Genomic DNA, 23,988 nt, shown 5'->3' on the forward strand with positions numbered 1-23,988 from the left:
TTACGGGCCGTAAGTAACGAAGTTTGATGCAAATGTCAGATCGTATGCGCCTGTTAGGGCGCGGCTGGTAATAGAGCCTTATAGGCGCATCTGAAAAACCTCCGGCTATGCCGGAGGATATTTATTTTCTTATTGCTTTTCTTAACCGCGCTGCGTGCTTACAGCGTCTGCGTCGCACTCTCGACATTATGGCGAGTCACATCGACCGGCATACCGGAGCGCACCTCCATGGCATGCGTCATCACCTCCGCATCACTCTGCGCGTCATTTTTAAAGGCTTCCATTGCGCTATCCAGCACGATAGGCAGCGTTTTCGGATCCTCGTCGATCGATTTCGACAAAGGCTGGTGCACCTCAACCAGGCGCGTGCCGTCAGGTTCTACTGATACTTTAATCGGCGTATTAATAATATTGACCGGCGTGCCGGGCGTGACCTGGGCAAAGAGCGTTGAGATATCGTTATCACGCAGGCGAATGCAGCCGGAGCTGACGCGCATTCCAATGCCGAAGTCGGCGTTTGTGCCGTGCAGCAGGTACACGCCGCCAAAAGCCGCGAGGCGGATAGCATGATGGCCCATCGGATTATCCGGCCCGGCTGGCATCACTGCGGGCAGGTCGATCCCCTGGGCTTTATAACGTGCGCGAATATTGGCGGTCGGCGTCCAGGTGGGATTGGCGCGTTTGTCTGATACGGTAGTCTTCATCGTCGGGGTTAACGTGTCACCCCCCAACTGGCCGATACCGATCGGGTAAACGGTGACCTCGTTTTTCCCCGGTGGATAGTAATAGAGGCGCAGCTCCGCAAGGTTGATAACGATCCCTTTGCGCGGCGCATCCGGCAGCAGCGTTTGCAGGGGTATCGTCAGAACACTGCCTGCACGCGGAACATAGGGGTCAATGCCAGGGTTGGCTTGTAACAGGGCCAGAAAACCGACGTTGTATTTTTTGGCGATCGCCTCCAGCGAACCGCCATCGTTCTGCACGACATGGTAACGGTTTTCTCCGACCAGACGACTGCCGGAAGGGGGGAGAGGCCAGGTGTTGGCCCAGGAGGGCACAGCGAAAACGACTGCGGCGACAACGGTGAGACGCGTTATCCAGCGGGAAAAACGCACACTTTTAATCATGACCATAATCCATCTAAATCATAAGGTTATTGCAATACAAATTGCTGATGAATTATGGTGGCCGGAACGGAAAGATACTCCTGGGATTGTGCAAAGTATCTGTAAAGTTTTGTGTTTACCGGGTATCACCGGGCCAAATGGCCCGGTTTTTGCCGATCAGGCTGCTGCGTTTTCGGCCAGTTGTTGCATAAAGCTTTGTACCCAGTCCATGCGCGCTTTCCGCTCGGCCAGATCATGCATAAACTTCAGCCGCGTCGGGCCATCAAGGCGGAAGTGCTGCGGTTGTTTTTGTAACAGGCCAATCAGCCACGCCGGGTTGACGTTATTTTTCTCATTGAATTCAATGATGCCGCCTTTTTCGTTGCTCTCCAGTTTACGAATGCCCAGCCTCTGCGCCTGCTGGCGTAAGCGGGCGATATCCAGCAGGTTACGCGCGGCATCCGGCAGCATCCCGAAGCGATCGATAAGCTCCACTTTCAGCTCATCGAGCGCGTGCTCATCTTTGGCACTGGCGATACGCTTATAGAATGACAGCCGTGTATTCACATCTGGAATGTAATCGTCCGGCAGCAGGGCAGGCATGCGCAGCTCCACTTCTGTTTGCTGGCTGGTCAAATCTTCCAGCGACGGCTCGCGCCCCGCTTTCAGCGCATCGACTGCGTTTTCGAGAAGCTCCATATAGAGCGAGAAGCCAATGGTCTCCATTTGCCCGCTCTGATCTTCACCAAGCAGTTCACCCGCGCCACGGATTTCCAGATCGTGGGTCGCCAGCGCAAAGCCTGCGCCCAAATCTTCCAGCGAGGCGATAGCTTCCAGACGCTTTTGCGCATCCACGGTCATCGCTTTCGGATGCGGGGTCAGCAGCCAGGCATAAGCCTGATGGTGAGAACGCCCGACGCGACCGCGCAACTGGTGAAGCTGCGCAAGGCCGAAGTGATCCGCGCGCTCAATAATGATGGTATTGGCCGTCGGAATATCAATGCCCGTTTCGATAATCGTCGTACACACCAGCACGTTAAAACGCTGGTGATGGAAATCGTTCATCACCCGTTCCAGCTCGCGCTCGCGCATCTGCCCGTGACCGATAGCGATACGCGCTTCGGGCACCAGTTCTGCGAGCCGCTGCGCCGCTTTCTGAATATTTTCCACGTCGTTATACAGGTAATAAACCTGCCCGCCGCGCAAGATTTCACGCAGAATGGCTTCGCGTACCACCAGGCTGTCGTACTCGCGAACAAAGGTCTTCACCGCCAGGCGGCGCGCCGGTGGCGTGGCGATAATCGACAGGTCGCGCATTCCGCTCATGGCCATATTGAGCGTGCGCGGGATAGGCGTGGCGGTCAGCGTCAGGATGTCCACATCGGCACGCATTGCTTTGATACGCTCTTTGTGGCGCACGCCAAAACGGTGCTCCTCATCCACAATCAGCAGGCCGAGATCCTTGAGTTTGACGTCGCTTTGCAAAAGCTTATGGGTACCGATAAGGATATCCACTTTGCCTTCAGCGGCCTGCTCAAGTACCTGCGCCTGCTCTTTTGCGCTACGAAAGCGCGACAGCATCTCAATGCGCACCGGCCAGTTGGCGAAGCGGTCGCGGAAGTTATCAAAATGCTGCTGGGCAAGCAGTGTGGTGGGCACCAGCACCGCCACCTGCTTATTGTTCTCCACCGCCAGGAACGCCGCGCGCATCGCGACTTCGGTCTTGCCGAAACCAACGTCGCCACACACCAGGCGATCCATCGCCAGCGGCTGGCACATATCGCTGAGCACTGCATTGATAGCCTGCGCCTGATCCGGGGTCGTTTCGAACGGGAAACCGTCACAGAAGAGCTGATACTGCTCCCGGTCATGCTTAAAGGCGAAGCCTGCTTTCGCGGCGCGCTGGGCGTAAATATCCAGCAGTTCGGCGGCCACATCGCGTACCTTTTCCGCCGCTTTTTGCCGCGCCCGCGTCCAGGCATCGCTGCCCAGTTTATGCAGCGGCGCGTTATCTTCCGCACCGCCTGCGTAACGACTGATAAGATGCAATGACGACACCGGCACATACAGTTTCGCGTCATTGGCATACATCAGCATCAGGTATTCGCCCTTGATACCGCCTGCTTCCAGTGTGGTCATCCCGGCGTAGCGGCCAACGCCGTGCTCCAGGTGCACCACCGGCTGGCCTTCGTGCAGTTCGGCCAGGTTGCGGATAAGCGTATCAGGGTTGATGGTGCGGCGAGTATCCTGGCGACGGCGGGCGACACGCTCGCCGAGCAAATCGCTTTCGCACACCAGCGCACGGTTGCGAAGCGTATCGATAAAACCATGCTCCGCGCTGCCAATCATCAGATAGCAGCCTTTGCGGGTAGCTTCATCAAGGCGCAAAATACGCTTCGGCGAGACTTTAATACGCCCCAGCAGTTCAATCAGCGCTTCACGGCGGCCCTCGCTCTCGACCGAGAACACCACCGGCCCGTCAAAACTTTCGATAAATTTACGCAGGCTTTCCAGCGGGGATTTTTGCTGCGTCTGAACCGCCAGCTCCGGCAAAGACCGGTAGCCGAGGTTAACGTGCGCGGCTTTTTCGGCCAGCGCGTCGGTTTTAAGCTGCACACGCGGCCAGTTTTTTAGCTCGCTGAATAAGGCATCAACACGCAGCCAGAGCGCGTCGGGCGGCAGGAGCGGGCGCATCGGGTCAACGCCCCGGTTTTCATAACGCGCCTGCGTTTCCTGGGAAAAGCGCTCGGCGCTGGCTTCCAGATCGCCAGTATTCACCAGCAAGGTATTGGCCGGAAAATAGCTGAACAGCGGCGGCAATGGTTCGCTAAAGAACAGCGGTTGCCAGTACTCGATCCCGGCGGGCAGGGTGCCTTTACTGACCTGCTGATAAATATGCTCGGCGTCGCGCTTTACCTCGAACTTATCGCGCCACTGGCTGCGAAACAGTTCGATAGCTGTTTTGTCGGTAGGAAACTCATGCGCGGGCAGTAAATTGATGGCCTCGACCTCTTCCAGCGTGCGTTGGGTATCCGGGTCGAAAAGGCGCAGGCTGTCGATTTCGTCATCAAAAAAATCGAGACGGTAAGGCTGCGCGCTGCCCATCGGAAAGAGATCCAGTAACGCGCCACGGGTGGCATACTCCCCGTGTTCCATCACCTGATCAACATGGCGATAGCCGGCGCTGTCGAGCTGCGCGCGCAGTTGATCGCGCGAGAGCCGCTGGCCTTTTTTCATCACCAGCGCATGACCATGCAGATAGCTATGCGGGCACACCCGCTGCATCAGGGTATTTACCGGCACAATCAGCACGCCGCGCTGCATGGCGGGAAGCTGGTAAAGGGTCGACAGGCGCGAGGAGATAATCTCCTGGTGCGGCGAGAAGCTGTCATAAGGCAGCGTTTCCCAGTCGGCAAGATTCATCACCAGGTTATCGGTAAATTGCCCGATTTCATCGTGTAAACGCAGCGCGTTTTGCATATCGGGCGCAATCAGCACTACCGGGCCGCTGTGGCGCTCGACGATTTCCGCAACCTCGGTTGCACAGGCCGCGCCAGTCAGTTCACCGAGCTGGCGCTGTTCACCCGCTTTGCCGGGCAGGGAATAACGGTATTTATCAGACATAAAAAGTGCCACGATCTCTAAAAGGATATAGCCCCCTTATGGGGGCATATCACTGAAACGCAATACCATTATTATCTGTGATTGCGCTATTTTCGCCAACCTCAGCGTGCAGTAGCGGTTTGTTGCAGTTTTGCTGGCGGGGTAAAGAACAGATCGCCAAAAAGCGCGGTAGAGATTTTACGCACCAGCAAACCAAACAGCGTACAGATAAACAGGGTGACGAAGGGGTAAAGCAGCAGTATTGCCAGCTCAACCCCGGCGGGCAGCGCGCCTGCGTTTAGCGGCTTGAGCATCGCCAGGCTAAAGCCTTCGATTAAAATACGGTGCGTGGTATAGATGGCGATGGTATTGGTGCCGACAATGTTCAGCACGCTGTTTTCCGACGGTGGGAAGCGCAGCTCCATCTCCTGGAAGAGGCGCATGATGCCGACAATCGACAGCATGCACAAAGGCAGCGGCATATTGAACATCCACAAGCCGAATGCCGCAACGCAGGCAACAGCAAACGGCAGGGCGTAGCGGCGCAGCGAGACGTTCTTGACCCACGCCATCACCGCCGGGCCATACCACGCGCCCATGCTGTAGTAGATCATGTTGCGCACCACGCTGTTTAACCCCCACCACGGCAGCGGCAGGTAATTAATCACGACGCTGCATACCAGCAACACCACCATCAGCGGCGCTTTCCAGCGGCTCAGCCATTTACACAGCATAAAGTAAACGACCATTGCGTAGAGATACCACAGGCTGGTGCTTGCGGTCAGCATACCGTGCAGGAAACCTGCCCAGTCATTCGCATAGGCGGCGTTGGACGCATTGCTCAGATCCCGCTCTGGCGCCAGCCAGTCGTTGAGATGGCTCAGTCCAATCCATTGCAACACGCCCCACAATGCCAGCACATAGAAGATGCTCCAGATGCGTTTATCAATCGAGTCCTTCCAGGAGACCTCATCGATGTAGCGGCGAATCAGATACCCGGAGATAAAAAAGAACACCGGCATACGAAAGGGAGCAAGATAAAGGTTGAAGTAGATCCAGCACTTCGCCAGCGTTTCTGCCCACGGATGCTGGAAAAACGTCAGGTGCGGATAAAAAGTGATGACCGAGTGATACACCACCACCAGACAGATGCATAATCCTTTAATTTGGTTAATCCATAATTGTTTTTGTTTCATAACGTTGCGCCTGTATCCCTGAAAAAAGATCTATTACTTTTTCTCATAGACGGCGGAAACGTAACCGGAAAGTGTCTGTATTTACTCATTTTCGGATAAATATCAGAGGATGCCGAAGCCGGGGTTACGTTAGCAAAACTGAATTATTGAATTGATTTCTGGAACTTTTTTCCCCGTGTCGTGACGAAAACTTACCGTTTCACTCATTTACGCTCTGTGCTTTCGCTTATATACTCCTGACTCTGCTTTCAGCAACCAGACGGATTTCATGTACCAGCCTGTCACTCTTTTCATAGGTTTGCGCTATATGCGCGGACGTGCAGCAGACCGCTTTGGCCGCTTTGTCTCCTGGCTGTCGACCATTGGCATCACCCTGGGCGTTATGGCGCTGGTGACCGTGTTATCGGTGATGAATGGTTTCGAACGCGAGCTGCAAAACAACATCCTGGGGCTGATGCCGCAGGCCACTCTCTCAACGCAACATGGCTCTCTTAACCCTCAAACACTCCCGGCAAGCGCGGTAAAATTACAGGGCGTTACGCGTATTGCGCCGCTGACCACCGGTGATGTGGTGCTGCAAAGCGCGCGCAGCGTGGCGGTCGGCGTGATGCTCGGTATCGATCCGGCGCAAAAAGATCCGCTCACGCCCTACCTGGTCAACGTTGAGCAAAACGTTCTGCAGGCCGGTAAGTACAACATTATCCTGGGCGAGCGGCTTGCCGGGCAATTAGGGGTCAACCGTGGCGATCAGATTCGCCTGATGGTGCCTTCCGCCAGCCAGTTCACGCCGATGGGGCGGCTGCCGAGCCAGCGCCTCTTTACGGTCGCAGGGACATTTGCCGCCAACAGTGAAGTGGATGACTACCAGATGCTGGTGAATATTCAGGATGCCTCGCGCCTGATGCGCTACCCGGCCGGGAATATTACCGGCTGGCGTTTGTGGCTGAACGAACCGCTTAAGGTGGATGTGCTGAGTCAGCAGCCGCTGCCGGAAGGCACAAAATGGCAGGACTGGCGCGATCGCAAAGGCGAGCTGTTCCAGGCGGTGCGCATGGAAAAAAACATGATGGGGCTGCTCTTAAGCCTGATTGTTGCCGTGGCTGCGTTTAACATTATTACCTCGCTTGGCCTGATGGTGATGGAGAAGCAGGGCGAAGTGGCGATTTTGCAAACCCAGGGGCTGACGCGCCGCCAAATCATGGCCGTCTTTATGGTGCAGGGCGCCAGCGCCGGGATCATCGGCGCGTTGCTGGGCGCGGTGCTTGGCGCGCTGCTCGCCAGCCAGCTAAACAATGTGATGCCGATTATTGGCGCGCTGCTTGACGGTGCTACGCTGCCGGTGGCGATTGAACCGCTACAGGTCATCACTATCGCGCTGGTGGCGATGGCCATCGCGCTGCTCTCCACGCTCTATCCTTCCTGGCGCGCTGCCGCCACTCAACCCGCTGAGGCTTTACGTTATGAATAAGATCCTGTTGCAATGCGACAACCTGTGCAAACGCTATCAGGAAGGCACGGTGCAGACGGATGTCCTGCACGATGTCAGCTTTAGCATGGCGGAAGGCGAAATGATGGCCATCGTCGGCAGCTCCGGTTCCGGTAAAAGTACGCTGCTGCACCTGCTCGGCGGGCTGGATACGCCGACCTCCGGCGATGTGATTTTCCGCTCTCAATCGATGAGCAAACTCTCTTCCGGCGCGAAAGCGGAGCTGCGCAACCGTGAGCTCGGTTTTATCTACCAGTTTCACCACCTGTTACCCGATTTTACCGCGCTGGAAAACGTGGCGATGCCGCTGCTTATCGGCAAAAAGAAACCGGCGGAGATTGACGCGCGCGCGCGCGAAATGCTGCGTGCCGTCGGGCTTGAGCACCGTGCCGCTCACCGCCCGTCGGAGCTTTCCGGCGGCGAGCGCCAGCGCGTCGCCATTGCACGCGCGCTGGTCAATAATCCACGCCTGGTGCTGGCAGACGAACCGACCGGCAACCTTGATGCACGCAATGCAGACAGCATCTTCCAGCTGCTGGGTGAGCTGAACGCCGCCCAGGGCACGGCGTTTCTGGTGGTGACGCACGATTTGCAGCTGGCGAAGCGCATGAACCGCCAGCTGGAGATGCGCGATGGCCGCCTGAATACTGAAATGACCCTGATGGGGGCAGATTGATGGCCGCACCCCTGTCGTTATTGGTTGCGCTGCGTTTTAGCCGTGGGCGGCGTCGCAGCGGCATGGTGTCGCTGATTTCCGTTATCTCAACGATTGGTATCGCCCTGGGTGTGGCGGTGCTGATTGTCGGGCTGAGCGCGATGAACGGTTTTGAGCGCGAGCTGAATAACCGCATCCTTGCGGTGGTGCCGCACGGTGAAATCGAGCCGGTCAACCAGCCGTGGAACAACTGGAACACGGCGCTGGAAAAGGTCAAAAAGGTGCCGGGTATCGAGGCAGCGGCCCCTTATATCAACTTCACGGGGCTGGTGGAGAGCGGTACTAATCTGCGCGCTCTCCAGGTCAAAGGCGTCGATCCTGCTCAGGAGAGCGAACTAAGCGCGCTACCGACATTTGTCCAGGGCGATGCGTGGCAAAATTTTAAAGCCGGTGAGCAGCAAATCATCCTGGGCAAAGGGGTTGCCGATGCGCTGAACGTGAAAGCAGGCGGCTGGGTCTCAATCATGATCCCGAACTCGGACGATGCACATAAATTATTGCAGCCAAAACGCGTGCGCCTGCACGTTACCGGTATTTTGCAACTGAGCGGCCAGCTTGACCACAGTTTCGCCATGATCCCGCTGCAGGATGCGCAACAGTATCTTGAGATGGGCAGCAGCGTGACGGGCATCGACATCAAAGTTAACGATGTGTTTAACGCGAACAAACTGGTGCGCGATGCAGGCCAGGTGACCGACAGCTACGTGTATATTAAAAGCTGGATCGGTAAGTACGGGTATATGTACCGCGATATTCAGATGATCCGCGCCATTATGTACCTCGCGATGGTGCTGGTGATTGGTGTGGCCTGCTTTAATATCGTCTCGACGCTGGTGATGGCGGTGAAAGATAAGAGCGGGGATATCGCCGTGCTGCGTACGCTGGGAGCGAAAGATGGTTTGATCCGCGCCGTTTTTGTCTGGTACGGGCTGCTGGCCGGGCTGCTCGGCAGTCTGTGCGGCGTGGTTATTGGCGTGGTGGCCGCGTTGCAGCTCACGCCGCTCATCAACCTGATTGAAAAAATTATCGGTCATCAGTTTCTGTCGGGCGATATCTATTTTATCGATTTTCTCCCCTCGGAATTACACCCACTGGATGTGGTGTACGTACTGGCGACCGCGCTGGTATTAAGCCTGCTGGCGAGCTGGTATCCGGCACGCCGGGCAAGCAATATTGATCCGGCACGCGTGCTGAGCGGGCAGTAATCCCGCCGAAGGAGTGGCAATGAATTACGGTTTCGACATTGGTGGAACGAAAATTGCGCTGGGTGTATTCGACAGCGAGCGACGCTTGCAGTGGGAAAAGCGCGTCGCGACACCGCATGATAGTTACGAGGCATTTTTGCATGCGCTGGCAAGCCTGGTGGACGAGGCGGATGCGCGCTTTGGCGTCAAAGGCAGCGTCGGGATCGGTATTCCCGGCATGCCGGAAACCGCCGATGGCACGCTGTATGCCGCCAATGTTCCGGCTGCCAGCGGCAAGCCTTTGCGCCGTGATTTATGTGACTTACTCAACAGGGATGTGCGGCTGGATAACGACGCCAACTGCTTTACGCTTTCTGAAGCCTGGGATGATGAGTTCCGCCAGTATCCGCTGGTGATGGGGCTTATCCTCGGTACCGGCGTCGGCGGCGGGCTGGTGGTGAACGGCAAGTCGGTCACCGGGCGGCGCTATATTACCGGAGAGTTTGGCCATATCCGTCTGCCTGTCGATGCGCTTGCGCTGATGGGGTTTGATTTCCCGCTCACGCGCTGCGGGTGTGGCAAACTCGGCTGTATCGAAAACTACCTTTCCGGGCGCGGTTTTGCCTGGCTGTATCAGCACTTTTACCACCAGACCCTGACGGCACCGGAAATTATCACGCGCTGGGAGCAGGGGGAGGCGACGGCGTGTGCGCACGTGGAGCGCTACGCGGATCTTCTGGCGGTGTGTCTTGGCAATATCCTGACTATCGTTGATCCTGATTTGCTGGTGATCGGCGGCGGTTTGTCGAATTTCAGCGCCTTAACTACACTGTTGCCGGAGCGTATCCGGCCGCATCTGCTGCCCGCCGGGGACGTGCCGCGTATCGAACGTGCGCGCCACGGCGATGCGGGCGGTATGCGTGGTGCAGCGTTTCTGCATCTTACTGACTAAATCCTGAGAGGATGCCATGCAATCGCGTCGTTTACATCGTCTCAGCCGTTTTCGGCGTAACAAGCGCCGTTTACGCGAACGCTTACGCCAGCGAATATTTTTCAGAGACAGAGTGGTGCCGGAAGAGATGGAAAAACCGAGAGTTGTAGTCTTAACGGGAGCGGGCATTTCCGCTGAGTCAGGCATTCGTACTTTCCGCGCGGCCGATGGCCTGTGGGAAGAGCATCATGTGGAAGACGTGGCGACACCCGAAGGGTTTGCCCGCAATCCTGAGCTGGTGCAACGGTTTTACAACGATCGCCGCCGCCAGTTACAGCAGCCGGAGATTGCGCCGAATGCCGCGCATCTGGCGCTGGCGAAGCTGGAAGAGGCGCTGGGCGATCGTTTGCTGCTGGTGACGCAGAATATCGATAACCTTCATGAACGTGCCGGGAACAAACATATCATCCATATGCATGGCGAGCTGCTGAAAGTGCGCTGCCAGCACAGTGGTCAGGTGCTGGAATGGACGGGAGATGTCACTGAGGATGATAAGTGCCACTGCTGCCAGTTTCCGTCGGTGCTGCGCCCGCATGTTGTGTGGTTTGGCGAGATGCCGCTGGGTATGGATGATATCTACCATGCGCTGGCAATGGCGGATGTGTTTATCGCTATCGGTACCTCCGGGCACGTTTACCCGGCGGCGGGTTTTGTGCACGAAGCAAAACTGCATGGCGCGCATACCGTCGAACTTAATCTGGAGCCAAGCCAGGTCGGTAGCGAGTTCGAAGAGAAGCATTACGGGCTGGCAAGTGAAGTGGTGCCGGAGTATGTCGAAAAACTGCTGAAAGGGTTATAAGCGGCGGTAAAGCGGCCCGGTAGCGCAAGCGTTACCGGGCAAAACAGTTAGCGTCCTGCTTTCAACTTCTGGTAATACTCTTCGTACAGCGTGCTGGCATCGCCCACATCGCTCTGCCATTCGCCTTTACTGATGGTTTCTGCATCCGGATAGAGCGTCTTGTCGTTCGCCACTTCCGGGCTGAGCAGTTTGCGCGCGGCAAGGTTCGGCGTCGGGTAACCAATGGTCTCCGCAACCTGTTTGGCGATGTCCGGGCGCAGCAGGAAGTTAATCAGCTTTTGTGCGCCTTCCACATTCTTCGCATTTGCCGGAATAGCCAGGCTGTCCATCCAGAAAATACCGCCTTCTTTCGGCCACACCACGTCCAGCGGCGTACCGGCCTGGCGCGCCACAAATGCAGAGCCGTTCCACACCATGCCAAGGTTTACTTCGCCTTCCATATAGGGATTCGCCGGGTTATCCGAGTTAAACGCAGCAACGTTTGGCATCAGTTTTTGCAGCTCTTTATACGCCGCTTCTATCTCTTTCGGATCGGTCGTGTTACCGGAGTAGCCCAGCTTACGCAGCGCCATCTGGAACACTTCGCGCGCATCGTCGGTCAGAAGCAGGCTGTTTTTATACTCCGGCTTCCATAAATCTGCCCAGCTGGATACGCTTTTCGGGTCGATCTCTTCGCTGTTAATACCAATGGCGGTCGCGCCCCAGATATAGGGGATAGAGTAGTCGTTATCCGGATCGAACGGTTTGTTCAGCATCTGCGGATCGAGGTTGTGGAAGTTGGTGAGCTTCGTTTTATCGATCTTTTGCAGCATGCCTTCTTTGCGCATTTTATCCACGAAATAGGTGGACGGCACCACCAGATCGTACGCGCCATCTTTATAGGTTTTAAGCTTGGCGTACATGGTTTCATTCGACTCGTAGGTCGAATAAATCACCTTGATGCCGGTCTCTTTGGTGAACTGCTCAAGCAGGCCTGGCGGCACATACTCCGTCCAGTTATAGAAGTAGAGCGTTTTGTTGTCGTCCGCATGCGCAGCACCCATGCCGACGGCAAGAGCGCCCGCTGCGAGCAGGTGGCGTGACCATTTTTTCATTTAACGTCCCCCCGGTAACGAACCTTACAGGCTCCTGGTTTTATCACGAGCGATAAGCTGGCTGGCAATCACCAGAACCAGCGACAAAATTAACAGCACGGTTGCCAGCGCGTTCACTTCAGGCGACACGCCAACTTTTACCATCGAATAGATTTTCAGCGGCAGAATTTCATAGCCCGGCCCGGTGACGAAAGACGAAACGACCACATCATCCATCGACAGGGTAAAGCTTAACAGCCAGCCGGCTGCCACTGCCGGCATCGCCAGCGGCAGAATGATTTTGCGCAGAATGGTCATTTCGCTGGCGCCTAAGTCTTTCGCGGCTTCCAGCATGCGCACATCAAAGCCTTTCAGACGTGAATAGACCGTCACCACCACAAAAGGCAGACAGAAGGTGATATGCGAAAACAGCAGCGACCAGAAGCCGAGCTGAATGCCAAGCAACATAAACAGCACCAGCAGGGAAATCGCCATCACGATATCCGGCGACATCATCACCACGAACAGCATCCCGCTGACAAAAGGCTTACCGCGAAAACGATAGCGATAGAGCGCCACCGCCGTCAGCGAACCGATAAGCGTGGCGAAGGTGGCCGACAGCACGGCCATGGTCAGCGAGTGCTGCGCCGCCTGTAACAGGCTGTCGTTATTCATCAACAGGCTATACCAGTTGGTGGTGAATCCCTGCCAGTTAATGCCGAAGCGTGAGCTGTTGAACGAGTTAACGATCAGGATAATGATCGGAATATATAAGTAAGCATAAATGGCGGTCATAAACCCGCCGCGCAGCAGTCGGCCTGTCATTCGAGTTCCACCTTCTTATTCAGAAGGCGCGAAGCGCGCCAGTAAACCAACAGCATCAGCCCCATCACCACCGTTAACGTGATGCTGGTGGCCGAGCCAAACGGCCAGTCGCGGATATTCAGGAACTGACTCTTGATTACGTTACCAATCAGCAAGTTTTTCGCGCCGCCCATTAAATCCGACACATAAAACAGCCCCATCGCCGGTAACATCACCAGCAGGCAACCGGCGATAATCCCTGGCATGGTCAGCGGAAGAATAATGCGTACAAATGTTTGCAGCTTGCTGGCACCGAGATCTTTGGCCGCTTCCAGCAGGGATTTATTCAGCTTTTCAATGCTGGAGTAGAGCGGCATCACCATAAACGGCAACAGAATATAAACCAGACCGATAATCACTGCCGACGGCGTGTACATGATGCGCAAAGGGGTATCAATCACGCCCAGCCACAGCAAAAACTCATTGAGATAGCCTTTGGTGCTGAGAAAAATTTTCAGCCCGTAGATACGGATTAGCGAGTTAGTCCAGAAAGGCACAATCAATAAAAAGAGCAGCAGCGGGCGCACCTTTGCCGGAAGTTTGGCCAGAAACCAGGCAAACGGATAGCCCAGCGCCAGGCAGGCGAGCGTGGCGATAGCAGCCATATTCAGCGAATGCAGCAGTACGTCCAAATAGAGCGGATCGCTAAGGCGCGTGTAGTTATCCAGCGTAAAGACCATCTTGACGAAATTTGCGTCATCACGGGTCAAAAAGCTGGTGGCAATGATCATCAGATTGGGCAAAAAAACAAACAGTACAAGCCAACCGACGATCGTGGCGATCACCACATTCTGGAATTTACTTGTACTCTTCATCAGCCAGTACGACCTCCCAACTTTCTACCCAGGTAATGGCCATCTTCTGGTCCAGCGAATGGTCAAAGTCCGGATCGTCTTCATTAAAGAACTCGCTGACCATCACCATCTTGCCGTTTTCCAGCTCAACCACCGACTCCAGCGTCATGCCCTTGTAGTTGCGCTCGCGCACAAAACCTATCAGGCCTTCTACCTCGGCACCGTCATTGACCTCTTCAACACGCAGATCCTCAGGACGCAGCAGAACATTCAGTCGCTGCCCTTTTTCCACGGCGAAGTTTACGTAGATGTTGCACTCGCGGCCTTCAACGTTGGCGCGCACGCGGCTCTCATCCAGACGCTCTATCACCGTTGCGTTGAAAATGTTGATTTCGCCAATGAAACTGGCGACAAACAGGTTTTTCGGCTCTTCGTAAATTTCGCGCGGCGTGCCGTCCTGCTCAATGCGCCCGTCACGCATCACCACAATACGATCGGACATGGTCAGCGCTTCTTCCTGATCGTGCGTGACAAAGACGAAGGTGATACCGAGCTTACGTTGCAGGGCTTTTAGCTCGTTTTGCATCTGCTTGCGCAGTTTGTAATCGAGCGCAGAGAGGGATTCATCCAGCAGGAGCAAGCGCGGCTTGTTGACCACGGCGCGGGCAATTGCGACGCGCTGTTGCTGGCCGCCGGAGAGCTGGTGCGGCTTGCGCTGAGCAAACTCATCAAGCTGGACCATACGCAGCGCGTCCATCACGCGCGGTGTTATCTCGCTGGCCGGTGTTTTTTGCATCCGCAGACCAAATGCCACGTTTTCAAACACGGTCATATGCGGGAAAAGGGCGTAGCTCTGGAATACGGTATTGACGTGGCGGTGCTCCGCCGGAACCTGGGTAATGTCCTGGGAATCCAGGCGAATGTGACCAACATCGACGCTTTCCAGCCCGGCAATCAGGCGCAAAACCGTGGTTTTGCCGCAACCGGAAGGGCCAAGCAGCGTCAGAAATTCGCCGTTATTGATGGTCAGGTTAAAATCTGAAATGACCGTTTTGCCATCAAAGCTTTTGCGAATACCCGCCAACTGCACGAGCGGTGAACGCGAACGCGGTTTTGTGTTCAATTTTTTACTCTGTCCCATGTTTTCGCATCGACTGACTAAACTGATGCGGGGTTTGTGATTAACCACCTTGGGGTTGTGCACGATTTTAGGGCTGGCATTCTACGGCAAACCTCTGAAATCGCCAATGGTTGTTGCGTTTTCGCCGCACGAATGGAGATTTTCTCAACTATTGTTCAAATAGGTCATCAAAATCTCAAAAAAATCTCGTTTGCGGAGTAAAAGTGACCTGACGCAATATTTGTCTTTTGATGCTTATTAATAATGATGCGACATCTTGTGGGAGGGGCTTAATGGACAAATTATTAGAACGATTTTTACAGTACGTTTCTCTGGATACTCAATCAAAGCCCGGCGTGCGCCAGGTGCCCAGCACCGACGGACAGTGGAAGCTCCTGCGTTTGCTACAACAGCAGCTTGAAGAGATGGGGCTTGTGGATATCACCCTCGGCGAAAAAGGTACGGTGATGGCAAGGCTTCCCGCCAATGTCGCCACGCCTGTACCGGCCATTGGCTTTATTTCCCATGTTGATACGTCGCCCGATTGCAGCGGTAAAAATGTGAATCCGCAAATCGTTGAAAATTATCGCGGCGGCGATATCGCGCTTGGCGTCGGGGATGAAATTCTCTCGCCGGTCATGTTCCCGGTGCTACACCAGTTGCTGGGTCAGACGCTTATCACCACCGATGGCAAAACCTTACTGGGCGCTGACGATAAAGCCGGGGTCGCCGAGATAATGACTGCGCTGGCGGTGCTTATCGAGAAAAATATTCCGCACGGTGATATTTGCGTGGCCTTCACGCCCGATGAAGAGGTCGGTAAAGGCGCGAAGTATTTCGATGTCGAGGCTTTTGGCGCGCAGTGGGCTTACACCGTGGATGGCGGCGGCGTGGGCGAGCTGGAGTTTGAAAACTTCAACGCCGCATCGGTCACCATCAAAATTGTCGGTAACAATGTGCACCCCGGCACGGCGAAAGGGGTGATGGTGAACGCCCTGACGCTTGCCAGCCGTATCCATGGGCTGGTGCCGCCGGAAGAAAGCCCAGAACAGACCGAGGGTTACGAAGGTTTTTATCATCTCACCAGCATCAAAGGTACGGTTGAGCGGGCGGAGATGCACTACATCATCCGTGACTTCGACACCAAAGCCTTTGAAGCCCGCAAGCGCAAGATGATGGAAATTGCCAAACAGGTGGGCAAAGGGCTGCACCCGGATTGCTATATCGAACTTATTATTGAGGACAGTTATTACAATATGCGGGAAAAGGTGGTCGAGCATCCGCATATTCTGGAGATTGCGCAGCAAGCCATGCGGGACTGCAATATTGAGCCGGACATGAAGCCGATTCGTGGCGGGACCGACGGCGCGCAGCTCTCGTTTATGGGGTTACCTTGCCCGAATCTGTTTACCGGCGGTTATAACTACCACGGTAAGCATGAGTTCGTCACGCTGGAAGGGATGGAAAAAGCGGTGCAGGTTATTGTGCGCATTGCGGAACTGACGGCGAAAGCATAAGGAAAAGGCCCGGTAACGTGATTACCGGGCATCTGGTGGCAGGTTTAATCTTCAAAGAACCAGTAGCCGCTGTTCACCAGCGCGGCCAGCATGGCGAGGAAAGAGGGATCTTCCAGCGCTGCGCCAAACATCTCTTTGCTCAACACCATATGGTTTGCCAGCGCAGTCAGCGCCGGACGGTGCGGCGAATCGATTTTCTCACCGTTGACAAAGATCTCTTCACCAATGCGCAGCACGCGCAGCCCGCCCAGGCGCACCAGTTTGTCCCCTTGCTGCAACGCATCGTAGATTTCGTCTGGCTGATAGGGCGGTTCCGGCGGCGCGATGTCCAGCTCGTGGCGTGACTGAGAGATAAACTCGCCCAGCCACTCATTAAACTGCTCCGGTTGGTTGATTAGCGCCAGCATCATTTCGCGCAGCTTATCGATTTCCTGCGGGACAATATCCGCAGCCAACTCGCGCAGCGGCACATCCGGGTCACTATATCGCAGACTGCCCAGCTCGCGCTGCAGCACATAATCGGCGAAGCCGCTGATAAGCTCCCGGCCACTCGGTGCACGGAAGCCCACGGAATAGTTCAGGGAATTTTCCAGCGAGTACCCTTCATGCGGGAAACCCGGTGGAATATAAAGGATGTCGCCAGGTTCCAGCTCTTCGTCAATGATGGCGTCAAAAGGATCAACCTGTAACAAATCCGGGTGCGGGCAGTGCTGTTTCAACTGTGCCTTTTCACCCACGCGCCAGCGCCGACGGCCGGTTCCCTGAATGATAAAGACATCATACTGATCGAAATGCGGGCCGACGCCGCCGCCGGGAACAGAAAAGGAGATCATCAGATCGTCAATGCGCCAATCGGGCAGGGCGCGGAAGGGACGCATCAGCGCGGCAACGCCCTGGTGCCAGTGGTTAACGGCCTGAACCAGCAGCGACCAGTGGTTTTCGCCCAGATGATCGTAGCTCTGGAAAGGCCCGTGCTCGACCTGCCATTTGCCATCGCGCTGGCTGACCAGTCGGCTGTCCACTTCGTTCTCCATCGCCAGTCCCGCCAGCTCGTCAGGGCTGATAGGATCGACAAAATTGTTAAACCCACGCTTCAGCACCACCGGGCGTTTTTGCCAGTAGCGTTGAATAAAGTCTGGCCAGTTTATTTCTAGATGATATTCCATATGCGTTTCCGGCAAATAATCAGTGACTGAATCAATGATTATAGTAATGCCGATACACGGTTTTGTCCTGTCAAACCATGAAGAGTCTGAAGAAAGATGCAAGGGCGTGCTCTGTCAGCCAGTACTGGTAGGGTGCAAGTGTTTGTGACGTAAAAACGGGGCTGTTGTCAGCCCCTGAAAAAAGAATTAGAGAAGTAAGTTAACTTTCGCTTTGGGTGCGCGCATTGACCAGGGCACTGTCTTTAGACAGGGAGCGGCCCCCCTGTTCATCAACTGCACGTACATAGAATAAGTAAGTGGTTCCGGGCTTCAGGCCTGTCAGAGTGGCTGAAGTATCCTGCACAGTTATTGTCTTCCATTCGGTGGTGTCCGCAAGCGCCTCATCATAATAGACAATGTATTCTTCGATGGGGAAGGTTGTTGCGACGGCTTGATTCCACACCAAAGAGATTGATGATGTAGTCGTGGCGGTTACCCGCAGGCCTGTTGGTGCGTTCGGTCTGAACGTAACGACGACTCTGTCATTGATATAGAAGAGCGTCGGCAGCTTGATCGAGCTGAGTGTGCCGTTAGGGGAGCTGATGTTAACAACAAACGTAACGCTTCCCTGTGCAGGCAGCGCAGGCAGTGTACCCTCCACATGCGCTGTGGCGATACCACTGTTCTTAACCTCAAACCCCGAACCAGTGCTGGGGACCACTTCGTAGGGCATATCGAATGCAAAGGTCACCGGGCCATCGATATCATCAGATGCTGAGATGTTAGTTAAGGTAATTTGCAGTTCGCCCGACCAGCGGGTGAAACTGATATATTCAGAACTGACTTCATAACCATAAATAGCGGCCATTTTATTTCTCCGGATTAATTAAATAGATGGTGGTTTGCCATTCGGTGTGTATATTTCACATCATGGCAAGCTGTTAAATCTCAATTCATTGGATGAGATTTCTTAAATCATTAAGATGCTACATTTATAAAACGTTTAATTACATGTGTATCGTGGTTGGTACATATTTATGATAGCCTGGCGTGACGTGCCTGACTAATGTTTTGGTTGCGTATTACGTGGTTGATTTATAAATGAATGGTGTTTTTTATTGTTATTATCTTTCAGCCTTGGCTTAATTTTTAACATTCAGGCTCCTGAGTTTTGTCATGTTATTAAATATAATGCGATGAATATTTTGGGTGATTCTTTGTGCAACTTGATTGATATTAATCACGACTGTTGAAAAAAGAATATTAAATGTCGCATTTTCAGCAGATGTGTTATTTCTGTTGGGTTTAAAAGCATTGTATTGCGAACTATTTTAATAAAGTTTTCCTTCATACTGAATATAAATAGGCGGCTGCATTGTTCATATTTATCCAATTTGGCCGATAAAGGTATATACAGGGCGTGACGGGCGGTGTGTTAGCGTAAGTGGGACATAGAAAAGGGGCTGTTGCCAGCCCCTGAAAGCGTGCAGGGCAGAACAAAATTGTTTTTCGGCAGAAGTATGTACAAAAATACCCGAAACACCGACGGACGAAGAACGGCCGCTTCGTTCGTCAACCGCACGGACATAGAACTGGTAATTCGTGGCAGGGGTTAGACCGCTGATCGTCGCGGAGGTACCCTGAACAATCATTACCTGCCATCCCTTATCAGGATCAAACACATCAAGATAGTAGACAGGGTATTCTTTGACAGGGAAGGTGGTCGCGGTGGCCGGCTTTCATGTCAAAGAGATGGAGGTTGGAGCCTTGCTTGTTGCATTGATTCCGGTAGGAACGTTGGGTCTGTACGTATCGATTACCTGGTCATTAATATAGAATAGTTTTGGAAATTCAGGTAGTCAGTGTACCGTCAGGGCTGTTGATGCTGACGGTAAAGGTGATGCTGTCGCGCTTCGGCAGGGCGGGCAGTGTTCCTTCCACATGTGAGGTTGCAACGTCGCTATTAGTGACAACGAACTGCGAATGGGTGCTGGGTACGTTTTCCCGGTGCATAAAGAAAGCGAAGGTAAGGGGTTGTTCCAAATCTTCCGTTGCTGCGACGTTGGTAATGGTAATTTCCAGTTCACTTTAATTAGCGCGTAAAACTCATATATTCGGCATCGAGTTGATACCATAGATAACGGCCCTTTTGTTTCTCCTGTTCAATTACTATGAGTGAATGATTTGCCGTGCAGTTTTTTTGATTTTAACGGCCTGAAAAATCGCTAATTAACAATTTATAAGGTGAAGCATCTTAAATTATTTAAATGCTTTATTCGCGAGGGCCTCATTTCATGAGTGTCGCTGTTGTTACTCATTTATGATAGCCTGAAACGGTATGGGTGTTTGATATATTTTCTGAATGCCATATGGATGCTTTAAAAGGTTTAATTTGCTGCTATCGTTATCATTGCCTAATGCGTTCTTAATTTTTACAAGCCTGCTTTATAATTTTACTATGATTTTCGAGCTAATGTATTGTATGGTGGCGGAAATTCATTATGTCTCTGTAAGGGTATTTTTCTTATAAGCCTTACAAAATATATCAAAAGCTGTGTTATCGACAAGCTTATTATTTTCTGAGGGTTGAAGTGATGTGTTTTTTAATTGTATTGATAGCGTATTTTTATATTCATAATTTATCCTGAAGCCTCTTTAATTAATGGTGCATAAAGACCCGCCAATGAAGAAAAAATAAGGAAGGTGAATAACGATGAAAAGATGGAAAGTACAAATGAGATGCCAGAAAGCGGGGCCGTTTCCGGCCCCGGAAAAGAGACAACAGGTTTGCGTTATTTTGCCGGGTCAGTTCTGAAGGTTTGGAAAGCATTTGCAGGGGATACGCCACCTTGCTCATCAACCGCCTGGATGAAAACCGTTATTAGCGTATCTGGCGGCAAATCGGTGACTGTAAGTGGCGCCTGCGATGCGCTGATTTCCCGGTATACACGATTACCATCCGGAGCAGTATAGGCAAGAGTAATTAAATATTCCTTAACTGGATAATCTCCCGCCGTTCCAGGATGCCACATAAAGGTGGCTGTCGTATCGCTAGTTTCAGGTACCCATATTCTGTCGGGCCCGACAGGTGGGTGTCCAATGATTGTTGCATCATTGACATAATATACCGTCGGCAAATCGTCGGCGGTTAATGTTCCTGTAGGAGAACTAATATTTACGTTAAAAATGAGTCGTCCACTCCCGGGCAGAGCCTGCGGCAGGGTACCCGATACATGCGTGGTAGCCACGCCACTGTCATCGACATCGTAATTGGTGTTTGTACTCGGAATCACTTCCTCGGGCATATCAAAAGCAAATTTAATTGGGGCTTCCAGCCCTGCCCCATTCCAGGACTGGTCGGTCAACACGATTTGTAATGTACCATACCAGGGAGTGAGGTATGTGTATTGGGCATCGGCAAGGTAATTATAGGTAACAGCCATACTATTTCTCCATAATGAGATTCAGAGTGCGCAATATATGCCAGCACTCGTGGTTATATATACTGATTCAGTTTGTGATATATCTTAAAATATACCGCGAAGCGTCCTAAATAAATTTCAGACCTGGTGCTACGCCCCTTTTACTACCGTGAGATAAGGTGGCAACAGTTAAATAATAGCAGCCCAGAAAAATGGTGTTTAAATTATTGGATGTGGCATAAATAATTGATAATATTAGATATAAGTGTGCTCTGTAATATCACTCTCTGTTTTAATCTTAAATTTCTCGTTAATATTAATTATATATCGGATTATATTCTGGCTAAGGTTCTGACTGAACTGTCTTTATATATAAGAAGTGATCCAGATGAAGTTTTTGTGCGCGATGAAAAAAAGATAAAATCCCGGCGTAGCGGCAGGAAAGTTATTTTCCTGTGGCTTAAGTCAGCTGAAGGTTATTAAACCAGCTTGTTGTGCAGAAATACCTGCCGTTGCGCAGATACGCGCTTATTCCCTGTTACAGGCAGGCGCGAAGAACGGCAGGCGATAATGGGTGCAACAGAATGGCTTAAGGAATGGGGCAAGGCCAGGTGTGGGTGAAAAGGGTTTTGCCGGAAGAAGGACACAGGACGGGGCCGCTACCGGCCCCGGTAAAGATGATTAAGAACTCAGGGTGTTCTGGAATGCTTTGGTAAACGCATAATCTTCCTGACCCACGATAAGCGTACTGGTCGGTTTGTCATTGCTGTGCATATTGCCATGGGAGTCAACCGTGCCTGGCGCGAAGTCGCGGCCCAGTGACCATTCGCTTACCTGATGCAGATTATTCTGCTTAGCAAACTCAGCGACCTGAATAGCATCCTCGACGGTGAAGACTAACGGGTCGGTATCGTTATGACCAATCATCGGCGTAACAACAATTTTTTCATACGCTTCAGAATCAGTGTAACCCCAGAGAGTTTTCATCTGATCTTTAGTGGAATTAATCGCCTGGATCGCATAATCGCCTGCAAAGATCGGGCCGTAGTCCATCGCCATGATATTCACGTAGGGCTGAAGTCCATTGGCGGCGGCTACATTGAGCACATCGAGGCCAGCTGCGGTTAATCCAGTAGGCCATACCGGCAGTGTCACGCTGACTTCTAACTCAGGTACGGTGTTCCTTGCCTGTACAAATGCCGGGAAGGCGACACTGCTGTTATAGAAACCTGCGGTTTCAAAGTCCAGGTCAATGGTAGTCACGCCGTAGGTCTGGGCGATATGAATATAAAGATCGGCGAGTTCATTGACGGTCCACGTGGTGGAGAAGTCCACCCCGGAGAAACCACCAAACGCAAAGATCGGTTCGCCGCCGGCATTTCTGATGATATTCACCAGCGGTGCGATACTCTCCAGCGGGAAGGTACCGTTACCCCAGACCGGGCTTCTGGGGTTAGAGGGGTCCTGCACAAGGAATGCCAGGTGGAAAGATTTGATGCCTAATGCAATCGCGTCGTTAATAAAGTCTGGCGTCAGAGCCGGAAGGGTTGTTGCCCATTTCGCAAAGGTACTGACGTCAACGTACGGTGAAAAATCGGTTTCCCCGCTGCCCGCAGCAGGCTGGCCCAGCGTCGTGCCGCTGACGCTGGCGCTGCTATTTGACTGGTTACCGACGTTATCAACCGCAACCACGCTAAAGGTATAGGCTGTATTGGCCGACAGACCGGTGAGGGTGGCTGACGTGCCGGTGACCGTCGAGGTTTGCGCGGCGCTGCCTGGCGCGGACCAGGAGACAACGTAGTTCTTCACGCCGCTGTTGTCGGTGGAGGCATCCCATGCCAGAGAAGCGGAATTCTGCGTAATAGCGGTCAGGCGTAAATTCGCCGGTACGGTAGGCGGCGTGACATCCGTTGGCACCGTGGCGGTCAGTACATTAATAGTATTTGACGCATCAGATAAGTTATTTGACGTATCGTAGGCCTGAACATAAATGCTGTACGGGGTATCAGCGCTAAGGCCATCGAGCGTAACGGTGGTTGCCGGTGCCGTAACACGTTTCGACTGTGTCACGCCATTTTCCGGAGTGTAGTAAACAATGTACCCGCCGACGCTGACATCATCAGTGGATTCATTCCACGAAAGGTCGATGGTCGAGCTGGTGGACGCCGTGGCCGACAGCCCGGCGGGTGCGGAAGGTGCATTATCATCCGGCTCAGAACCTTCGTCACCGCCGCCTTGTGCCAGCATACCGTTTACATAATAGGCTGTCGATAATACGTCTGCGGTTAACCCACCCGTGCTGGAACCGAGGCCGACGGTAAAGCTGACGCTTTCGCCATCGGCGATGGGGGTCAATTCCGGTGAGAGCTGCCCCACCACGCGTGTTGTCGGCGTACCGCTGTTTTCAACCGTAAGCCCAGTGTTCGTGCTGGGCGAAACTTCCACCGGCATATCAAAAATAATTTCGACCGGGCTTTCGAGCGGGGCGCCGATATTATTCGTTAAAGTGATTTTTAATGCACCGGACCAGGCTGAAACCTGGGTGTATTCGGCTAAAAATGAAACATTGGTCGTAGTAGCTATTATATTTCTCCGCTTGTTTGATTTGCGTTCACGTAATAATTATAAAGCCGCTGAGTGCTTATATTATTATTTAGGAATGACGTATCTTAAAATAAGTCATGATATTTCCTAAAAACAGAAATGACATGTTTTAAAAATAATGATTTGATTTTTTTGATGACTATTCTTGTGTGGTGCTGTGATTTTGTTTCAGGGGGAACAATAGGAGCCACGCCATAAAAAGGCCACCCTATTTTTTTTGTTTGGTATGGTGCTGATATTCATTGCGATGGCCTTGCGTTTTGGTGTTATTCTCTGATGCAAGGTCAAAAATAACTATTCTTCAGGCGATGATTGTACAAAGAATTACCTTTAATTTGCTGTTTTGCACCTAAATATACAGCAGTAATA

General features: G+C 52.9%; 18 protein-coding genes and 1 pseudogene. 6 read left to right on the plus strand and 13 right to left on the minus strand.

The annotated features are described in order from the left end of the window. Positions 1 to 158 precede the first annotated feature (158 nt). From ldtC to ACTU3N_RS16105, 3 genes are all read right to left on the minus strand, one after another. The gene (gene ldtC / locus ACTU3N_RS16095) at positions 159 to 1,127 is read right to left on the minus strand and encodes a L,D-transpeptidase LdtC (RefSeq protein WP_443087129.1); all 969 of its coding nucleotides are present in this window, start codon (positions 1,125 to 1,127) and stop codon (positions 159 to 161) included. A 156-nt stretch (positions 1,128 to 1,283) separates the two neighbouring features. After that, complete coding sequence (gene mfd / locus ACTU3N_RS16100) at positions 1,284 to 4,730, minus strand: transcription-repair coupling factor (RefSeq protein ID WP_443087130.1); 3,447 nt, start codon at positions 4,728 to 4,730, stop codon at positions 1,284 to 1,286. A gap of 101 nt (positions 4,731 to 4,831) precedes the next feature. Then, on the minus strand, positions 4,832 to 5,905 hold the full coding sequence (locus tag ACTU3N_RS16105) for an acyltransferase family protein (protein WP_443087131.1): 1,074 nt from the start codon (positions 5,903 to 5,905) through the stop codon (positions 4,832 to 4,834). 307 nt (positions 5,906 to 6,212) lie between these two features. On the opposite strand from ACTU3N_RS16105, the gene lolC reads away from it, so the two are divergent. The 5 genes from lolC to cobB are packed head-to-tail and all read left to right on the plus strand — an operon-like array spanning position 6,213 to position 11,080. Next, positions 6,213 to 7,373 (plus strand): lipoprotein-releasing ABC transporter permease subunit LolC, encoded by a 1,161-nt coding sequence (lolC, locus tag ACTU3N_RS16110; protein WP_443087132.1) that lies wholly within the window; start codon positions 6,213 to 6,215, stop codon positions 7,371 to 7,373. Further along, a complete protein-coding gene (gene lolD / locus ACTU3N_RS16115) occupies positions 7,366 to 8,067 on the plus strand; it encodes a lipoprotein-releasing ABC transporter ATP-binding protein LolD (protein WP_443087133.1) in 702 nt (233 codons plus the stop codon). The genes lolC and lolD overlap by 8 nt, the downstream gene beginning before the upstream one ends. Then, complete coding sequence (gene lolE, locus ACTU3N_RS16120; RefSeq protein WP_443087134.1) at positions 8,067 to 9,311, plus strand: lipoprotein-releasing ABC transporter permease subunit LolE; 1,245 nt, start codon at positions 8,067 to 8,069, stop codon at positions 9,309 to 9,311. The genes lolD and lolE overlap by 1 nt, the downstream gene beginning before the upstream one ends. 19 nt (positions 9,312 to 9,330) lie before the next feature. Beyond that, entirely contained in the window at positions 9,331 to 10,242 is a 912-nt protein-coding gene (nagK, locus tag ACTU3N_RS16125; protein WP_443087135.1) for an N-acetylglucosamine kinase, read from the plus strand. A gap of 16 nt (positions 10,243 to 10,258) precedes the next feature. Next, a complete protein-coding gene (cobB, locus tag ACTU3N_RS16130; RefSeq protein ID WP_443087136.1) occupies positions 10,259 to 11,080 on the plus strand; it encodes a Sir2 family NAD+-dependent deacetylase in 822 nt (273 codons plus the stop codon). 47 nt (positions 11,081 to 11,127) lie between these two features. Here cobB and potD read toward each other — a convergent pair whose 3' ends face one another. Genes potD through potA form a run of 4 tightly spaced genes read right to left on the minus strand, consistent with a single transcriptional unit; the run spans position 11,128 to position 14,934 of the window. Then, entirely contained in the window at positions 11,128 to 12,174 is a 1,047-nt protein-coding gene (potD, locus tag ACTU3N_RS16135; protein ID WP_443087137.1) for a spermidine/putrescine ABC transporter substrate-binding protein PotD, read from the minus strand. A 24-nt stretch (positions 12,175 to 12,198) separates the two neighbouring features. After that, complete coding sequence (gene potC, locus ACTU3N_RS16140; protein WP_443087138.1) at positions 12,199 to 12,978, minus strand: spermidine/putrescine ABC transporter permease PotC; 780 nt, start codon at positions 12,976 to 12,978, stop codon at positions 12,199 to 12,201. After that, positions 12,975 to 13,832: a spermidine/putrescine ABC transporter permease PotB gene (potB, locus tag ACTU3N_RS16145; protein WP_443087139.1), complete on the minus strand. Its 858-nt coding sequence runs from the start codon at positions 13,830 to 13,832 to the stop codon at positions 12,975 to 12,977. Before potB ends, potC begins: the two co-directional genes overlap by 4 nt. Then, on the minus strand, positions 13,816 to 14,934 hold the full coding sequence (gene potA / locus ACTU3N_RS16150; protein ID WP_443087140.1) for a spermidine/putrescine ABC transporter ATP-binding protein PotA: 1,119 nt from the start codon (positions 14,932 to 14,934) through the stop codon (positions 13,816 to 13,818). The genes potB and potA overlap by 17 nt, the downstream gene beginning before the upstream one ends. 290 nt (positions 14,935 to 15,224) lie before the next feature. Between potA and pepT the strand changes: the two genes are divergently transcribed. Next, positions 15,225 to 16,448 (plus strand): peptidase T, encoded by a 1,224-nt coding sequence (pepT, locus tag ACTU3N_RS16155; RefSeq protein WP_443087141.1) that lies wholly within the window; start codon positions 15,225 to 15,227, stop codon positions 16,446 to 16,448. Positions 16,449 to 16,492: 44 nt separating this feature from the next. Here the strand turns inward: pepT and ACTU3N_RS16160 are convergent, their stop codons facing one another. From ACTU3N_RS16160 to ACTU3N_RS16185, 6 genes and pseudogenes are all read right to left on the minus strand, one after another. Then, on the minus strand, positions 16,493 to 17,614 hold the full coding sequence (locus tag ACTU3N_RS16160; protein WP_443087142.1) for a ribosomal protein uL16 3-hydroxylase: 1,122 nt from the start codon (positions 17,612 to 17,614) through the stop codon (positions 16,493 to 16,495). Between the two features lie 199 nt (positions 17,615 to 17,813). Then, positions 17,814 to 18,461: a fibronectin type III domain-containing protein gene (locus tag ACTU3N_RS16165; RefSeq protein ID WP_443087143.1), complete on the minus strand. Its 648-nt coding sequence runs from the start codon at positions 18,459 to 18,461 to the stop codon at positions 17,814 to 17,816. 517 nt (positions 18,462 to 18,978) lie between these two features. Then, positions 18,979 to 19,296: pseudogene (locus ACTU3N_RS16170) on the minus strand (fibronectin type III domain-containing protein); the annotation flags it as partial. A gap of 148 nt (positions 19,297 to 19,444) precedes the next feature. Then, entirely contained in the window at positions 19,445 to 19,636 is a 192-nt protein-coding gene (locus ACTU3N_RS16175) for a hypothetical protein (protein WP_443087144.1), read from the minus strand. A 749-nt stretch (positions 19,637 to 20,385) separates the two neighbouring features. After that, on the minus strand, positions 20,386 to 21,036 hold the full coding sequence (locus ACTU3N_RS16180; RefSeq protein WP_443087145.1) for a fibronectin type III domain-containing protein: 651 nt from the start codon (positions 21,034 to 21,036) through the stop codon (positions 20,386 to 20,388). Positions 21,037 to 21,696: 660 nt separating this feature from the next. Next, the gene (locus ACTU3N_RS16185; protein ID WP_443087146.1) at positions 21,697 to 23,466 is read right to left on the minus strand and encodes a fibronectin type III domain-containing protein; all 1,770 of its coding nucleotides are present in this window, start codon (positions 23,464 to 23,466) and stop codon (positions 21,697 to 21,699) included. Positions 23,467 to 23,988 lie beyond the last annotated feature (522 nt).

The sequence above is a fragment of the Vagococcus sp. WN89Y genome (genome assembly GCF_052220145.1).
Lineage (GTDB): Bacteria > Pseudomonadota > Gammaproteobacteria > Enterobacterales > Enterobacteriaceae > Kosakonia.

What these genes read in the sequence shown, in the direction of transcription:
- pepT (WP_443087141.1), top strand. Translation starts at nt 15,225, where the DNA reads ATGGACAAATTATTAGAACGATTTTTACAGTACGTTTCTCTGGATACT.
- potD (WP_443087137.1), bottom strand. Translation starts at nt 12,174, where the DNA reads ATGAAAAAATGGTCACGCCACCTGCTCGCAGCGGGCGCTCTTGCCGTC.
- lolD (WP_443087133.1), top strand. Translation starts at nt 7,366, where the DNA reads ATGAATAAGATCCTGTTGCAATGCGACAACCTGTGCAAACGCTATCAG.
- potC (WP_443087138.1), bottom strand. Translation starts at nt 12,978, where the DNA reads ATGACAGGCCGACTGCTGCGCGGCGGGTTTATGACCGCCATTTATGCT.
- ACTU3N_RS16180 (WP_443087145.1), bottom strand. Translation starts at nt 21,036, where the DNA reads ATGGCTGTTACCTATAATTACCTTGCCGATGCCCAATACACATACCTC.
- potB (WP_443087139.1), bottom strand. Translation starts at nt 13,832, where the DNA reads ATGAAGAGTACAAGTAAATTCCAGAATGTGGTGATCGCCACGATCGTC.
- mfd (WP_443087130.1), bottom strand. Translation starts at nt 4,730, where the DNA reads ATGTCTGATAAATACCGTTATTCCCTGCCCGGCAAAGCGGGTGAACAG.
- cobB (WP_443087136.1), top strand. Translation starts at nt 10,259, where the DNA reads ATGCAATCGCGTCGTTTACATCGTCTCAGCCGTTTTCGGCGTAACAAG.
- ACTU3N_RS16185 (WP_443087146.1), bottom strand. Translation starts at nt 23,466, where the DNA reads ATGCCGGTGGAAGTTTCGCCCAGCACGAACACTGGGCTTACGGTTGAA.
- lolC (WP_443087132.1), top strand. Translation starts at nt 6,213, where the DNA reads ATGCGCGGACGTGCAGCAGACCGCTTTGGCCGCTTTGTCTCCTGGCTG.
- ACTU3N_RS16160 (WP_443087142.1), bottom strand. Translation starts at nt 17,614, where the DNA reads ATGGAATATCATCTAGAAATAAACTGGCCAGACTTTATTCAACGCTAC.
- lolE (WP_443087134.1), top strand. Translation starts at nt 8,067, where the DNA reads ATGGCCGCACCCCTGTCGTTATTGGTTGCGCTGCGTTTTAGCCGTGGG.
- ACTU3N_RS16105 (WP_443087131.1), bottom strand. Translation starts at nt 5,905, where the DNA reads ATGAAACAAAAACAATTATGGATTAACCAAATTAAAGGATTATGCATC.
- ldtC (WP_443087129.1), bottom strand. Translation starts at nt 1,127, where the DNA reads ATGATTAAAAGTGTGCGTTTTTCCCGCTGGATAACGCGTCTCACCGTT.
- nagK (WP_443087135.1), top strand. Translation starts at nt 9,331, where the DNA reads ATGAATTACGGTTTCGACATTGGTGGAACGAAAATTGCGCTGGGTGTA.
- ACTU3N_RS16165 (WP_443087143.1), bottom strand. Translation starts at nt 18,461, where the DNA reads ATGGCCGCTATTTATGGTTATGAAGTCAGTTCTGAATATATCAGTTTC.